This window comes from Streptomyces avicenniae, assembly GCF_000719135.1.
Classification (GTDB): Bacteria; Actinomycetota; Actinomycetes; order Streptomycetales; family Streptomycetaceae; genus Streptomyces; species Streptomyces avicenniae.
Genome location: NZ_JOEK01000011.1, coordinates 138,147 through 153,017, shown reverse-complemented (window position 1 = coordinate 153,017; position 14,871 = coordinate 138,147). Strand labels below are relative to the sequence as shown.

Sequence of the window (14,871 nt, the reverse complement as noted above, 5' to 3'; positions counted from 1 at the left end):
GCGCGCCGGGCGCGGCGTGCCGGGCGGGTCGCGGTTTGCCGACCGGTCTGTAACAGAGGTGGCCCGCGGGGGCGGGCGGGGAATCGGCCGGGCATGAACGATGACATCCCGCCGGTCCCCGGCGTCCCCGACGGTGCGGGGATCGCGGTCGGCGTGGCCGAACGCGTGCTGTCCGCGCGGCAGTTGCGGGAGCGAGGCGTGACGGCGGCGGTGGCGCAGCGGTTGTGCCGCCCCGGTGGTCCGTGGCAGATGCCGCTGCCCGGCGTCTTCCTGCTGCACGCGGGCCCGCCGACCGGCGAGGAGACGGTGCGGGCCGCGCTCTGTTACGCCGGGGGGCGGCCTGGCGAGGCGGTCGTGACCGGGCTCGCGGCCCTGGCACTGCACGGGTTCACGGCGGTGCCGCCGTCGTCGGCGACGGAGCGGGTGGACGTGCTGGTGCCCAGGACGCGGCGGTTGCGTTCGGCGGGGCGGGCGCGGCTGATCCGGACGTCCGCGCTCCCGCGCGCGGTGGTGGTCGGCGGCTTCCCGGTGGCGCCGGTGGCGCGCGCGCTGGCCGATGCGATCGCACATCTGCCCGGGACGCCCGAGGTGCGGCGGCTGCTGGGCGAGGCGGTGCGCGGCGGGCACTGCGAGCCGCGCGCGGTGGTGCGGGAGCTGGCGTGGGCCGGGCTGCTCGGGCGGCCCGTGGTGGCGGAGGCGGTGCGGACGCTGCCCGCCGAGGGGCGCGCGGCGGCCGAGGGGCGGCTGCTGGAGACGGTGCGGGCGGCGGGGCTGCCCGACCCGTGCTGGAACGTGGCGCTGTGGCTGCCTGACGGGCCGTTCCTCGGGACGGTGGACGCGTACTGGCCGCGCCCGGCGGTGGCGGTGCGGATCGACGCGTGGCGGCCCGGGCCCGTGCCGGGGCCCGAGCTGGATCCGGAACGGCGGGCGCGGGACCTGCGGCTGCACCAGACGCTCGTGGGGCTCGGGGTGGGGGTGGTGCGGCTGACGCCGCGGGGGCTGCGGGACGCGCCGGAGCGGCAGGCCGCGGTGCTGGCGGACGCGCTGCGGGCGGCGGAGCGGCGTCCGCCCGCGACGTATGTCGTGGTGATGCCGCGCTGACGCGCCGCCCGGCCGGGGGGGGAGTTGACGTGAAGCGCGTGTACACGGCCCGTGGAGGGGTGCGGGCCGTTCCCGGGGGCGTCGCGCAATGCGCATTTCCCGGGGTGTCCCGGACAGACTTTTCGTCAGATTACCCCGTGAAATGAATATAATTTTATTCTGGAGACAAGATCTTCTTCGTCAAGTCCCCCCATACTTTGATCACTTCCGTATGATGACCGGTCGTCCTGCTCAGGAAATTCCGAACAAGGATGCCCATGTCACTGAGACCACCCCTGCCACCCCTGTCCCGTGTGACCCTCGCGGCCGGCCTGGTGGCCGCGCTGGCCCTCACGGGCGCGGTCCCCGCCCTGGCGGCGGACGACACTCCGCGCTCGGTGCCGGACAAGCCGCTCGGCGAGAAGTTCTCCACCCAGGACGCCGCGCTCCTGGCCGAGGCACGGACGGCGGGTGACCCGTACGTCACCATGCTGATCGCCGCGGAGCCCGGGGAGACCGAGGAGGTGGCCGACACCCTCGGCGACCTCTCCGGCGCCTCCGTCGGGTACACGCAGGACGACATCGGCTACGTGCGGCTCACCGTCCGCACCGGCAAGGCCGACGCCGCGATCGCGGAGGCCACCGCCCTGTCCTCCGTCCACGCGATCGACATGAACGACGAGATCGCGGTCCCCGACCCGCTGCCCGACGGCCGTGGCCACGGATCGGGCGGCGGCAGCGGCGCCGGGGACTACCCCGGGCCGGACGAGAACACCCGCGCGAACAACCCGTACCAGCCCGCCGGGGAGACCGGCGCCGTGGACTTCGTGCGCCACAACCCGCGCTACGACGGGCGCGGCGTCACCATCGGCGTCCTCGACACCGGCGTGGACCTCGCGCACCCGGCGCTCCAGGAGACCACCACGGGCGAGCGCAAGATCACCGACTGGGTCACCGCCACCGACCCGATCATCGACGGCGACGCGACCTGGCGTGCCATGACGACGGCCGTCTCAGGACCCGCGTTCACCTGGTCGGGCCGCGCCTACACCGCCCCCGAGGGCTCCTACTTCGTCAACCGCTTCAGCGAGTCGGTCGCGGGCGGCGAGGCGGGCGGCGACCTCAACCGGGACGGCGACAGCACCGACGCCTGGGCGCTGCTCTACGACCCCGAGGCCGGGACCGTCCGCGTCGATCTCGACAACGACGGCGACTTCACGGACGAGACCGAGCTGTCCCCCTACGGCGAGGACCACCAGGTCGCCTCCTTCGGGACCGACGACCCGGCCACCGCGATCGCCGAGGCCGTCCCGTTCGTCGTGGAGATCCGCGAGGACGTCCCGATGGACCCCTACGGCGGCGACTGGGTCGGCGAGGTCCGTGACTTCGTCAACATCGGCATCGTCTCCGGCGCGCACGGCACGCACGTCGCGGGCATCACGTCGGCGAACGGGCTGTTCGGCGGCGCCATGGACGGCGCGGCGCCCGGCGCCAACATCGTCTCGGCGCGCGCCTGCCTCTTCGTCGCGGGCTGCACCTACACCGCGCTGTTCGAAGGCATGATCGACCTGGTCGTCACGCGTGACGTGGACCTCGTCAACGTCTCGATCGGCGGCCTCCCGGCGCTGAACGACGGCAACAACGCGCGCGCCAGGCTCTACACCGAGCTGATCGACACGTACGACGTGCAGCTGTTCATCTCGGCGGGCAACGACGGCCCCGGCGTCAACACGATCGGCGACCCGGCGGTCGCCGAGAAGGTCGTCGCCGTCGGCGCGGGCATCTCCGACGACACCTGGGCCGCCAACTACGGCGCCGAGGTGCGCACCTCCTACGACCTGATGCCGTTCTCCTCGGCGGGTCCGCGCGACGACGGCGGGTTCAAGCCCACCATCGTCGGCCCCGGCGCGTCGATCAATTCCATCCCGACCTGGCAGGCGGGCAGCGCCGTCGCCGAGGCGGGCTACTCCCTGCCGCCGGGCTACGGCATGCTCCAGGGCACGTCGATGGCGTCCCCGCAGGTCGCCGGGGCGTCCGCCCTGCTGCTCTCGGCCGCCCAGCAGCGGAACATCGACCTGTCCCCCGCCGACCTGCGCACCGCGCTGACCAGTTCGGCGAACCGCATCAGCGGCGTGCAGGCGCACGAGCAGGGCTCGGGCCTCATGGACACCGAGGCCGCGTGGAGCCTGATCACGCGCGGCGCGACCGCGCACGAGTACACCGTCACCGCGCCGGTGGACCACGCGCAGTCCGAGTACCTGGCCACGCCCGACTCCGGCACCGGCGTCTACGACCGCGAGAGCGCGCCCGCCGTCGGCGAGCGCGAGAGCTACCAGGTCACGATCACCCGCACGACCGGCCCGAACCGGCGCGTGCTGCACACGCTCTCGCTGGCCAACAACCACGAGAACACCTGGCGCATCCAGGGCAGCCCGCTCGTCCTGCTGCCGCTGAACCAGCCCGTCACGGTCACGCTCCAGGCGCGTCCCGGCTCCGGCGGCGCGCACAGCGCCATCCTGGCCGTGAACGACCTCACGACCCGGGGCATCGACCACCAGATCCTCGCGACGGTCGTCGTCCCCGACGCGCTGTCCGCGCCCGACTACACGATCACGCACCGCGACACGGTCAGGCGCAACGGCAACGACTCCTTCTTCGTCACCGTGCCGGAGGGCACGCGGACGCTCGAAGTGTCGCTGAGCGGCCTCGCGCAGGGCAGCCAGACGCGCTGGATCGCCATCAACCCGTACGGGATGCTGGAGGACAGCTCGGCCAGCAACCAGTGCTACCCGAACTACACCTCACCCGCCAACACCTGCCGTCCCGACCTGCGGTCGTACGACAACCCGGTGCCGGGCGTCTGGGAGTTCGAGGTCGAGGCGCGGCGCACCACGCCGCAGCTCGACAACCGCTACACGCTGACCTCCACGGCGCTGTCCACCACGTTCGACCCGGAGACGGCGCGCGTCGAGGAGGCCGAGGCGGGCGTGCCCGTGCCGGTCACCTGGACGCTGACGAACGACCTGGCGCCGGTCGAGGGCAGCCTCGCCGCCGGTGAGCTGGGCTCGGTCCGCGAGGAGACGCCGACCATCGGCGACGGCGAGCGGCAGACGTGGGAGGTCGTGCTCGGCGAGGGCGTCTCCCAGTTCGACGCGATCATCGGCAGCCCGTCCGACCCCGGCTCCGACCTGGACCTGTTCGTCTACCAGGACGGCACGCTGGTGGGCGAGTCCACCAGCTCGGGCGCCGAGGAGATCGTCTCCCTGACCGACCCGGCGGCCGGTACGTACACCGTCGAGGTGCACGGCTACGCGGTCCCGACCGGCAGCACCACCTTCGCCTACCACGACTCCTACCTGAGCCCGCTGCTCGGGTCGGTCGCGGTGGACGAGGACCAGGTCCTCGACCTGGACACCGGCGAGTCGGCCGAGGCGTCGGCGGAGGTCACCGTCAGCGCGGCGGCGGCCGAGGCGGGCGCGGACCGGCAGCTGTTCGGCGAGGTCGAGCTGCGCACCGCGCAGGGCACGGCGACGGGCTCGGGCGGCGTGATCGTCGAGAGCGTCGTGGAGTGACCCCGGTCCTCCCCTGACACACCGCGCGTCCCACGGGGGCGGGCTGACGGCACCCGGCCGTCCGCCCGCCCCCGTGGCGTCCGCCGTGGAAGGATGGGCGGGGCGCACGCCGAAGACCTAAAGGAGACACCAGGTGCCTGGCACGAATCTGACCCGGCAGGAGGCCCAGGAGCGGGCACGGCTGCTGGACGTGGACGCTTACGACATCGCCCTGGACATCTCGGGGGCGCAGGACGGCGGCACGTTCGCGTCCGAGACGACGGTGCGGTTCACCGCACGCTCGGCCGGGGCGACGTTCATCGACCTGGTCGCGCCCGAGGTCCACGAGGTCGTGCTGAACGGCACGGCGCTCGACCCGGCGGAGGTCTTCGCCGACTCGCGGATCGCGCTGCCCTCGGTCCTCGAAGGCCACAACGAGCTGCGGGTCGTCGCCACCTGCGCCTACACCAACTCAGGCGAGGGCCTGCACCGCTCGGTGGACCCGGTGGACCAGCAGGCGTACCTGTACACGCAGTTCGAGGTACCGGACGCGCGCCGGGTGTTCGCGTCCTTCGAGCAGCCCGACCTGAAGGCGACGTTCCGCTTCACGGTGACCGCGCCCGAGGGCTGGACCGTGATCTCCAACTCGCCGACGCCCGAACCGAAGGGCAACGTCTGGGAGTTCGCCGAGACGCCGCGCATCTCGACGTACATCACGGCGATCATCGCCGGGCCCTACCACTCGGTGCACAGCACCTGGGAGGGCGGCGAGGGCAGGACCGTGCCGCTGGGTGTCTACTGCCGTCCCTCGCTCGCCGAACACCTCGACGCCGAGGCGATCTTCGCCGTCACACGGCAGGGCTTCGACTGGTTCGAGGAGAAGTTCGACCACCCGTACCCGTTCGCCAAGTACGACCAGCTGTTCGTCCCCGAGTTCAACGCGGGCGCGATGGAGAACGCGGGCGCCGTCACCTTCCGGGACCAGTACGTGTTCCGCTCGAAGGTCACCGACGCGGCCTACGAGAGCCGCGCCGAGACGATCCTGCACGAGCTGGCGCACATGTGGTTCGGCAACCTCGTCACCATGGAGTGGTGGAACGACCTGTGGCTGAACGAGTCGTTCGCCACCTACACGTCGATCGCCTGCCAGGCGCACGCGCCGGACAGCCGCTGGCCGCAGGCGTGGACCAGCTTCGCCAACACCATGAAGACCTGGGCCTACCGCCAGGACCAACTGCCGTCCACCCACCCGATCATGGCGGAGATCAACGACCTGGACGACGTCCTGGTCAACTTCGACGGCATCACCTACGCCAAGGGCGCCAGCGTCCTCAAGCAGCTCGTCGCCTACGTCGGGATGGACGAGTTCTTCCGCGGCGTGCAGGCGTACTTCAAGCGCCACGCCTGGTCCAACACACGGCTCACCGACCTGCTGACCGCGCTGGAGGAGACCAGCGGCCGTGACCTGACGGCCTGGTCGAAGGCATGGCTGGAGACGGCCGGGATCAACGTGCTGCGACCGGAGATCACGGTGGACGACGCGGGCGTCGTCACCGGGTTCGCCGTCCGGCAGGAGGCGCCCGCGCTGCCCGCCGGGGCCAAGGGCGAGCCGACGCTGCGCCCGCACCGCATCGCGATCGGCCTGTACGACCTGCGCGACGGCACGCTGACCAGGACCGACCGGATCGAGCTGGACGTGGACGGCGAGCTGACGGCCGTGCCCGAGCTGGTCGGCCGCGCCCGCCCCGACGTCGTGCTCCTGAACGACGACGACCTGTCCTACGCGAAGGTCAGGCTCGACCCGGAGTCCACGGCCGTCGTCGCCCGGCACGTCGGGGACTTCGCCGAGTCCCTGCCGCGCGCGCTGTGCTGGGCGTCGGCCTGGGACATGACGCGGGACGGCGAGATGGCCACCCGCGACTACGTCACGCAGGTCCTGGCGGGCATCGGCAAGGAGACGGACATCGGCGTGGTGCAGTCGCTGCACCGGCAGGTGCGGCTGGCCATCGACCTGTACGCGGCGCCCGAGTGGCGCGAGGAGGGCCTGGCGGCCTGGTCGGCGGCGGCCCTGGAGCACCTGCGGGCGGCGCGGCCCGGCAGCGACCACCAGCTGGCGTGGGCCCGCGCGTTCGCCGCGAGCGCCCGCACCGACGCCGAACTCGACCTGCTCGCGGGGCTGTTGGACGGCTCGGAGACCCTGGACGGCCTGACGGTGGACACCGAGCTGCGCTGGGCGCTGCTGCTGCGCCTGGCCTCGACCGGGCGCGCGGACGAGCCGGAGATCGCCGAGGAACTGCGGCGCGACCCGACGTCGGCGGGCGAGCGGCACGCCGCCTCGGCGCGCGCGGCGCGGCCGACGGCCGAGGCGAAGGCGGCGGCGTGGGCGCAGGTCGTGGAGTCCGACACGCTGCCGAACGCGGTGCAGGACGCGGTGATCGGCGGCTTCGTGCAGACCGACCAGCGCGAACTGCTCGCGCCCTACACGGAGAAGTACTTCGCGGTGCTGAAGGACGTGTGGGAGTCGCGCAGTCACGAGATGGCGCAGCAGATCGCGGTCGGGCTCTACCCGGCGGTCCAGGTGGAGCGGGCCACGCTTGAGGTGACGGACGCCTGGCTGGCGACGTCCGAGCCGAGCGCGGCGCTGCGGCGGCTCGTCACGGAGTCGCGGGCGGGCGTCGAGCGGGCGCTGCGCGCGCAGGCGGCGGACGCCGCGGCGGGCTGACGGCCCGCGCGTAACGGCCCACGGGCGCCCGGGACCTCACGTCCCGGGCGCCCTTCGCGTGCGCGCGGGCGGGCGCGCGCGGCCGCCGATCGTATGCGATCCGGGGTGGCCGCCCGCGCCCGGTGCCGTGGCGTCCGACCGCCTGTGGTGGTGAAGCGGCGGACGAGGCGCGGGGATTCCAAGGAGGCGTAGGTGAATTTGCGGTAACGGGGGGTCAAGCGGCGTCCGGCGGGTATCTCATGGGGAGGTGGCCGCAGCGCGCCGGGAGAGAGCTGCCCCGGATCAACTGGGCCTTATTGCAAGCGAGTTCGGGGGAACTACTCGCCGTACTCCTGTGACCAGGGGGTTCCTGTGCCCATCCTCAGTTTCACGCGCGACGAGGTCGAGGCCGCGGCCGACGCGCGCCCGTGGAAACGCCAGGTCGCGTTCCGGGAGGAGATCAGCCCGGACGACATGGCGGACACGGCGGCGATCTACGCGCGTGCGGCCGGTGAGGCGGGCGACGCGGGGGATCTGGCCCGTGGCGCCACCGAGTTGGGCGGCGACTCGGGCAGCCTGGACGGCGAGTCGCTGGTGGACGAGGAGGGCCGGATCGACGCGACGTCCCGCGGCCTCCAGGGCAACGGCGCCGACATGGACGCCGTCGTCGGCTACGTCGTCCGCGCCATGAACCGGGCGCTCGACGCGGACGAGGAGGTGCACGACGTCATCCACGGCGAGCGCGGCCTCGAAGCCAAATACGTCGAGCACCTGAACGCGGCGATCACCGAGTGGAACGGCTGGCAGGCGGCGTTGGAGGCCGCGCTGCAACCCGACCTCGGCCTGGTGCTGTTCGGCCCGCCGTTCCCCATCTCGGTGGAGTACGGCGGAGAGCGCGCGATCGCGTCCCCGCGCATGCTCGGGCTCGGCAACTACGAGTTCGAGTTCCCGTTAGGGTTCGACGCCCGGATACGGACCAAGTACCTGCGCAGGGCCGCCGAGGACGCGACCACGGCGGACGGCGAGATCACCGACGCGCTGGACGCCTACCGCGGCAAGCTCGCCGAGTTCGGCCAGGAGCTGGGCGACCTCGGCTACGACCTGTCCGACGGGCCGCTCGGGCTGTGGACCAGCGAGGGCATGGCCGTGTACGCGGCCGACCACCTCGCCGACGAGATGCGCAAGGACCACCCCGATCCCGAGGAACTGCTGCGCTGGACCGAGACGTTGGACGCCATCGGCATCGGCATCCACACCGCGGACAACCCCGACACCCCCCTGCGCGACATGACCCCCGCCGAACGCGCCTACCTCGACGCGTTCTACGGCCGCCTCGACAAGGAGGAGCTGAGCCTCCTCGGCGGCCTCGCGCGTGGCGCCGAGGGCATGGACCCCGACGTCGCCGGGAACCGGTTCACCGCGGCCCAGCGGGTCGCCGACGGCCTGCTGATGCTGACGAACCCGGAGATCGGCGGCATCGACCCGTCGAACGCGGCGGGCCGCGCCGCGCTGCCCGCCGGGCTGCGCGACCACCTGTACGGCGACCGCCAGGCGTTCATCGACGGCTTCGTGGACGTCTCCATCCCGAACCGGGGCGGCCCCGACGACGCCTACTGGGACGCGCTGCGCGACTTCAACGGCTTCGGGCAGCTCATGGGCGCCGCCTCCGTCGCGCCGGGCGACCGCCTCGCCACCGACATGGCGCACGCGGCCGTCAACGTCCAGGGCCTCACGCAGTACCACTACTTCGACGGCGGCTACGGCGACACCGCCAACACCGGCAGCGACGGCCTGCTGCGCGCCGTCGCGCTCAACAGCGGGACGAGCGCCGAACTGCTCAACGACCGGACGTTCCGCGAGAGCGCGCTCGGCATCCACTGGGAGGACTCGACGGGCGTCGGCGACCTCGTGCGCAGCGGCACGACGGTGCCCGACGGCGTGGACCACAACGACCCGGAGGCCGAGGCGTACACCCACGCCGCCTTCAACGTGCTGGAGTACGCGGCCGGGCACAACGAGGAGATCCTCGGCACCAAGAACCACAACATCTCGGAGTACGGCCCGATCAACCACTCCGCGCTCCAGGACGCGGTGGGCGACACGGCGCTCCAGTACATGGACATGATCTCGAAGGGCGGCACCGCGTCCGGATTCGCCTCCAGCGCGACCGACTTCACCGACGTCAACCTGCACGGCAAGGACTACCGGTACTCGTTCGACCTGTCCGACAGCGACCGCGAGTCCCTGTTCACGCTGATGAACCACGCGGACGGCGACGTGCGGGAGAACTTCTTCAACGGCGTCGGGCAGTGGCAGGAGATGTCGGCGCACGACGCGTTCCGCCGGGACATGGACGCGCAGGGGCAGCAGGACGGGGAGCGGCGCGGCGAGTCGTCCGTCTTCGACCACATCGGCCGGATCGCGGGCACCGTGCAGCACGTGCAGGAGGTGGCGCCGGTCAACGACACCTCGAAGAACCAGTTCACCGGCTACGGCGCGATCTCGACGGCGGCCAGCGTCGTCAACACCATCGGCGACTTCGGCAAGGGCAACCTCGTCGCCCAGCTCGGGGCCTTCGGCCTCACCGAGGCGCTGCGCTACACGCTGCCTGACGGCGCCGCCGCCGTGGACGCGGCGCAGTGGGAGGCCGTCAACTGGGGCGACACCAGCGCCCGCGCGACCATCGCCTACGCGGCGCAGCGCGCGGAGTACGGCAACGCGGAGGACTACCGCATCCCGGTCCCGTCCGAGGGCGGCTTCAACCAGACCGACGTCATCGAGAGCGTCAGGAACATCGAGGGCGACGCGTACCAGCACTACGCGCAGGCGATGATCAACGCCTACAACCGCGCGGCCGAGCCGCGCGACTGACACGCACGCCGGCGCGGGCCGCGCCCCGGCTTCCGGGGGCGGCCCGCGCCGCGCCGCTCAGCGCTTGCGTTCCGCGACGACCACCAGTCCGGCGATCACCACGAACAGCACGATCGGCGCGACGACGAACATGCTGAGGGTCTGGATGACGCTCAGGCCGGAGCCCGGGTCGTCGCCGTCGTCCGGGTAGAGGGCGAGGGCGGACGGGGAGGACAGCAGCATGAACAGCGCCGTCCCGGCGGTGACGGCCGCCACGCGCCTCGCGTTGCGCTTCTTCTTCACGTTGACCACGGCCCCACAGTAACGAACGCCTCCCGGCGCCCGGCTCACGGCCCCGCCATCTCCTCACGGACCGCCCGCGCCAGGGCCGCGACGCGCCCCGAGGTGGTCAGCTCCTCCAGGGTCACGGGCCGCCCCGTGCCGTCCGCGATCGGCAGCCGCCAGTTGGGGTACTCGCGCCAGGTGCCCGGCAGGTTCTGCGGCCTGCGGTCCCCCACCGCGTCGGGCAGCCAGATGCCGATCATCTTCGCCGGTGTCCTGGCGAGGAAGCGGTAGGCGGCGGCGATCTGGCCCTCCTCGGTGGCGCCGGGGGGCAGCAGCCCGAGCCGGGAGAACACGGCGAGCCACTCGGACGTCTCGGCCAGCGCGGCGTTCAGCTCGTCGGTGCCGGGCTGGAGCAGCCCGAGCCGCTCCCGCAGCCGCACGTGGTCGCCGACGAGGCGGGCGGCCGTGGACGGCAGGTCGTGCGTCGTGACGGTGGCCAGGCAGTCGGCGCGCCACGCGTCCGGGGGCAGCGGCGGCTGGCCCTTCGCGGCCCAGTCACGCTCGAACCACATCACCGACGTGCCGGAGATGCCGCGCTCGGCGAGCTGCTCGCGCACGCCGGGCTCGACCGTGCCCAGGTCCTCGCCGACGACGACAGCGCCCGCCCGCTGCGCCTCCAGCGCGAGCACGCCCAGCATGGCGTCCGCGTCGTAGGCGACGTACGTGCCGTCGGCGGGCGAGGCGCCCTCCGGGATCCACCACAGGCGGAACTGGCCCATCACGTGGTCCACGCGCAGCCCGCCCGCGTGCCGCAGCAGCCCGGCCAGCAGCTCGCGGTACGGCGCGTAGCCACGCTCGGCGAGCGCGCCGGGGCGCCAGGGCGGCAGGCCCCAGTCCTGGCCCTTGGCGTTGAACGCGTCGGGCGGGGCACCGGCGGTGATGCCGCTGGCCAGGACGTCCTGCTGGGCCCAGGCGTCCGAGCCGTTCGGATGGACGCCGAGGGCCAGGTCGTGGACGAGGCCGATGGACATGCCGGACGCCTGCGCGCTGCGGTGCGCGCGCCGCAGCTGGATGTCGGTGAGCCAGGCCAGCCAGCTGTGGAAGTCGATGCGGTCGAGGTGGTCGCCCCGGGCGCGGGCGGTCTCGGGCGATCTGGGGTCGCGCAGCCCTGGCGACCAGGAGTGCCAGTCGGGCCCGTACAGCTCGGCGAGGGCGCACCAGGTGGCGTGGTCCTCCAGGGCCTGCCCCTGCTCGGCGAGGAACGCCCAGTAGGACGCGTACCGGCCGGGGCTGAGGGGGACGGCGCGGACGATCTCCAGCGCCTGCCGCTTCAGGGCCCAGACGGCGTCACGGTCGATGGGCGCGCCCTTCTCCAGCACGGCGGCGCGCAGGGCGGCGGCGCGGGTCAGGAGCCGGTCGGTGTGGTGGCGGGCGTCGGGGCCGAGGTAGGCGTACTCGGGGATGTCCTCGATGCGCAGGTGCACGGGGTCGGCGTAGCGGCGCGTGCCGGGGCGGTACGGGGACGGGTCGGTGGTCTCGCCCGAGGCGCCGGGGACGGCGGCGTGCAGCGGGTTGAGCTGGAGGAATCCGGCGCCGAGGACGTGCCCTGCCCAGGTGGCGAGGTCGGCGAGGTCCACCAGGTCGCCCATGCCCCAGGAGCGGGTGGACAGGAGCGAGTAGAGCTGGACGAGGAGGCCGTGGGTGCGGCCCTGGGGGCCGGGGAGACGTCCGGGGGCGGCGATGAGGGTGGCGCTGCCCGTGCGGCCGTCGGGGGCGGTGGCGTGCAGCGTGTGGTAGCCGGGGGCCGGGGGGCCGTCGTCCCAGGGGAGGCTGCGGCCGTCCGCGGTCTCGACGCGCAGGTCGGTGCCGGGCGGGAGGCCGCCGGGGGCGGGGGGCGGTGTGCCGGGCGGGCCGTCGGGGGCGCGCAGCACGACCGTGGGCGGCAGGAGGCGTCCGGTGCCTGGGGCGGCCTGGTCGGGCTCGGCGCCGGGATCGACGCCCAGGGCGGTGAGGACGGCGGTCACCGTGTCGTCCGGGACGGTGACGTGGTTGCCGGGTGAGGGTTCGTAGGACGTGGCGACGCCGTGCGCCGCGGCGAGCCGCGCGAGCCGCTCTTCCATCAGATCTCGACTGCCTCCGTGCCGGTGCCCACGGGGCCGCCCGTCTCCGCCGTGAGCGGCGGCTCGGCGGCCAGCGGGGCCTCCGCCGTGAGCGGCGCCTCGGCGCCGAGCGGCGGCTCGCTGGTCAGCGGGTCCTGCGGGGCGCCGTTCTGGCTGGGCAGCGGGGCGGGGTCGAGACCGTAGAGCAGGTGTTTCAGCAGGTCGGCTTCCCTGTCGGGCGCGTCGATCCGGGCGGCTCGTGCCACGGGATGACTCCTTCGCTGGAGTTCGCTGGGGTTCGCCGGGGTGCGTGGGGGCCTGCGCCCGGCGGACGGACGTCCCGCGCGCGGGCGGCGCGCGGGTACTGCTTGCTCTACCCCAGTGAACGCCAGGACACCCCTCCGTGCGACAGGAAAGCGATGCAGGTCACCCCCCTGTGCGCCGCAAGATTTGCCGCCGCCCCCGGGACCGGGCGGCGCTTCTTGCGCCGGGCCGGGAGGCGGCGGCCGAGGGTCAGACGGGCCGCGCGTCGATACGGGCCAGGGCGTCGTCCGCCCCGTACGGCTGGAGGTACGGCAGCCAGCGCGGGTCACGGTGGCCGGTGCCGATGATGCGCCAGGCGAGCCCGGACGGGGGCCCCGGCGTGTGCCGCAGCCGCCAGCCCAGCTCGGCGACGTGCCGGTCGGCCTTGAGGTGGTTGCAGCTGCGGCAGGCCGCGACCACGTTGTCCCAGGCGTGCTGGCCGCCCCGGCTGCGCGGGACGACGTGATCGACACTCGTCGCGACCCCGCCGCAGTACGCGCACCGGCCGCCGTCACGGGCGAACAGCGCCCGGCGGGTCAGCGGCACGGCCGTGCGGTAGGGCACGCGCACGAAGCGCTTCAGGCGGACGACGCTCGGCGCGGGGATGGCCTGCGTGGCGCTGCGCATCAGCGCGCCCGACGTCTCCAGGCTGACGGCCTTGTCGTTCAGCAGGAGGATGAGTGCGCGGCGGACGGGTACGACGCCCAGCGGCTCGTACGAGGTGTTGAGGACCAAGACGTGTGGCACGGACGCCCTCCGTTTCCGTCGGCGGCACGTGGCTCGCGCCGTGACGATCTCCCTCAGTGTGTCCCGCGCACGCCCCGTGGCGCCACCACGATCGGCAATTGCGCCGTTTGTGTCGTTCGGCACATGCGCCCCGCCCGTACCGCTCCTGCCCCGCGCCGAACGCGTGTGCGGTGTCTCACACCGGCGGGACGACGTGGTCGGCGGGCTCGTCGCGCCTGTTTACGGTGGAGGTCCGAGACGAGTGGAGCGAGAGGACCGAGTAGGCACGATGGGCAACAACTGGGAGTCCTGGCTCACGCACGGACTGCGGATCGTGCTGATCCTCGCGGTGGCGTTCGCCGTGCGGTTCGTCGTCCGCCGCGCGATCAGCAGACTGATCGCGCGGCTGAACAAGGACGAGACGACCACGCGCCGCTCCGCGATCCGGGGCGGCCTGCTGCTCAACTCGGAACGGCGCCGCCAGCGCTCCGAGACGATCGGCTCGGTGCTGCGCAGCACCGCGTCGGTCGTGGTGCTGGGCACGGCGGGGCTGATGGTGCTCTCGGAGCTGGGCGTCCAGCTCGGGCCGCTGATGGCCAGCGCGGGCATCGCGGGCGTGGCGATCGGCTTCGGTGCGCGCAGCCTGGTCGCGGACGTGCTGAGCGGCATGTTCATGCTGCTGGAGGACCAGTACGGCGTGGGCGACATGATCGACGCGGGCGAGGCGAAGGGCACGGTCCTGGAGATCGGCCTGCGCGTCACGACGCTGCGCGGCGAGGAGGGCGAGGTCTGGTACGTCCGCAACGGCGAGATCAAGCGGATCGGCAACCTCAGCCAGGGCTGGTCCACGGCCGGTGTGGACGTCGAGGTGGCGGCGGACGCCGACCTGGACCAGGTCAGGAAGCTGATCGAGACGGCGGGGCAGGAGCTGTCGCGCACCGCGCCGTTCGACGAGATGCTGTGGGAGCCGGTGCGGGTGCTCGGGCTCGACACGGTGTCGGGCGAGACGATGGTCGTCCGCGTCACGGCGAAGACGCTGCCGGGCGGCGGCGCGGAGGTGGAGCGGGAGCTGCGCTGGCGGATCAGGCGGACGCTGGCCGCGGCGGGCATCTCCGCGACGGCGGGGCCCGCGGCCGATGGCACGGCCGCCGTGCCGCCCCAGGCGGGCCCGGCGGCGGGGCCCGGCGCGGCGGGCGGCCAGGCGGGCGGCGGGAGCGCGGAACCGGCGCCGTGACGCCCCCGGGGGCGGCTGTGACCGGCGGCACACTCGCGGGAG

Annotated in this window: 9 protein-coding genes; 5 read left to right on the top strand and 4 right to left on the bottom strand. The window is 73.4% G+C overall.

The features are described 5' to 3' along the window. The first annotated feature begins 93 nt into the window (after positions 1 to 93). The 4 genes from IF27_RS19795 (at position 94) to IF27_RS19780 (ending at position 10,203) form a co-directional block, all read left to right on the top strand. Complete coding sequence (locus IF27_RS19795) at positions 94 to 1,101, top strand: hypothetical protein (RefSeq protein ID WP_052851003.1); 1,008 nt, start codon at positions 94 to 96, stop codon at positions 1,099 to 1,101. A 257-nt stretch (positions 1,102 to 1,358) separates the two neighbouring features. Further along, on the top strand, positions 1,359 to 4,652 hold the full coding sequence (locus IF27_RS19790) for a S8 family serine peptidase (RefSeq protein ID WP_052851110.1): 3,294 nt from the start codon (positions 1,359 to 1,361) through the stop codon (positions 4,650 to 4,652). Positions 4,653 to 4,785: 133 nt separating this feature from the next. Next, the gene (gene pepN / locus IF27_RS19785) at positions 4,786 to 7,353 is read left to right on the top strand and encodes an aminopeptidase N (RefSeq protein ID WP_052851002.1); all 2,568 of its coding nucleotides are present in this window, start codon (positions 4,786 to 4,788) and stop codon (positions 7,351 to 7,353) included. Positions 7,354 to 7,704: 351 nt separating this feature from the next. Then, positions 7,705 to 10,203, top strand: coding sequence for a hypothetical protein (locus IF27_RS19780; protein ID WP_052851001.1), 2,499 nt, complete (start codon positions 7,705 to 7,707; stop codon positions 10,201 to 10,203). Positions 10,204 to 10,260: 57 nt separating this feature from the next. On the opposite strand, the gene IF27_RS19775 is transcribed toward IF27_RS19780, so the two are convergent. The 4 genes from IF27_RS19775 to IF27_RS19760 all read right to left on the bottom strand — a co-directional run bounded on the left by IF27_RS19775 (position 10,261) and on the right by IF27_RS19760 (position 13,616). Further along, positions 10,261 to 10,494, bottom strand: coding sequence for a hypothetical protein (locus IF27_RS19775; protein WP_052851000.1), 234 nt, complete (start codon positions 10,492 to 10,494; stop codon positions 10,261 to 10,263). 35 nt (positions 10,495 to 10,529) lie between these two features. Next, positions 10,530 to 12,587, bottom strand: a complete 2,058-nt coding sequence (malQ, locus tag IF27_RS19770) for a 4-alpha-glucanotransferase (RefSeq protein ID WP_052850999.1) — start codon at positions 12,585 to 12,587, stop codon at positions 10,530 to 10,532. Continuing rightward, on the bottom strand, positions 12,587 to 12,832 hold the full coding sequence (locus IF27_RS19765) for a hypothetical protein (RefSeq protein ID WP_110946060.1): 246 nt from the start codon (positions 12,830 to 12,832) through the stop codon (positions 12,587 to 12,589). Before IF27_RS19765 ends, malQ begins: the two co-directional genes overlap by 1 nt. Positions 12,833 to 13,079: 247 nt before the next feature. Beyond that, positions 13,080 to 13,616, bottom strand: coding sequence for an HNH endonuclease (locus tag IF27_RS19760; protein ID WP_052850998.1), 537 nt, complete (start codon positions 13,614 to 13,616; stop codon positions 13,080 to 13,082). A gap of 268 nt (positions 13,617 to 13,884) precedes the next feature. Between IF27_RS19760 and IF27_RS19755 the strand changes: the two genes are divergently transcribed. Further along, positions 13,885 to 14,829: a mechanosensitive ion channel family protein gene (locus tag IF27_RS19755; protein ID WP_110946059.1), complete on the top strand. Its 945-nt coding sequence runs from the start codon at positions 13,885 to 13,887 to the stop codon at positions 14,827 to 14,829. The last annotated feature ends 42 nt before the right edge of the window (positions 14,830 to 14,871 follow it).

Bases quoted from the DNA above. Each gene is read 5' to 3' on its own strand.
- IF27_RS19755 (WP_110946059.1), top strand. From the start codon at position 13,885: ATGGGCAACAACTGGGAGTCCTGGCTCACGCACGGACTGCGGATCGTG.
- IF27_RS19790 (WP_052851110.1), top strand. From the start codon at position 1,359: ATGTCACTGAGACCACCCCTGCCACCCCTGTCCCGTGTGACCCTCGCG.
- IF27_RS19795 (WP_052851003.1), top strand. From the start codon at position 94: ATGAACGATGACATCCCGCCGGTCCCCGGCGTCCCCGACGGTGCGGGG.
- malQ (WP_052850999.1), bottom strand. From the start codon at position 12,587: ATGGAAGAGCGGCTCGCGCGGCTCGCCGCGGCGCACGGCGTCGCCACG.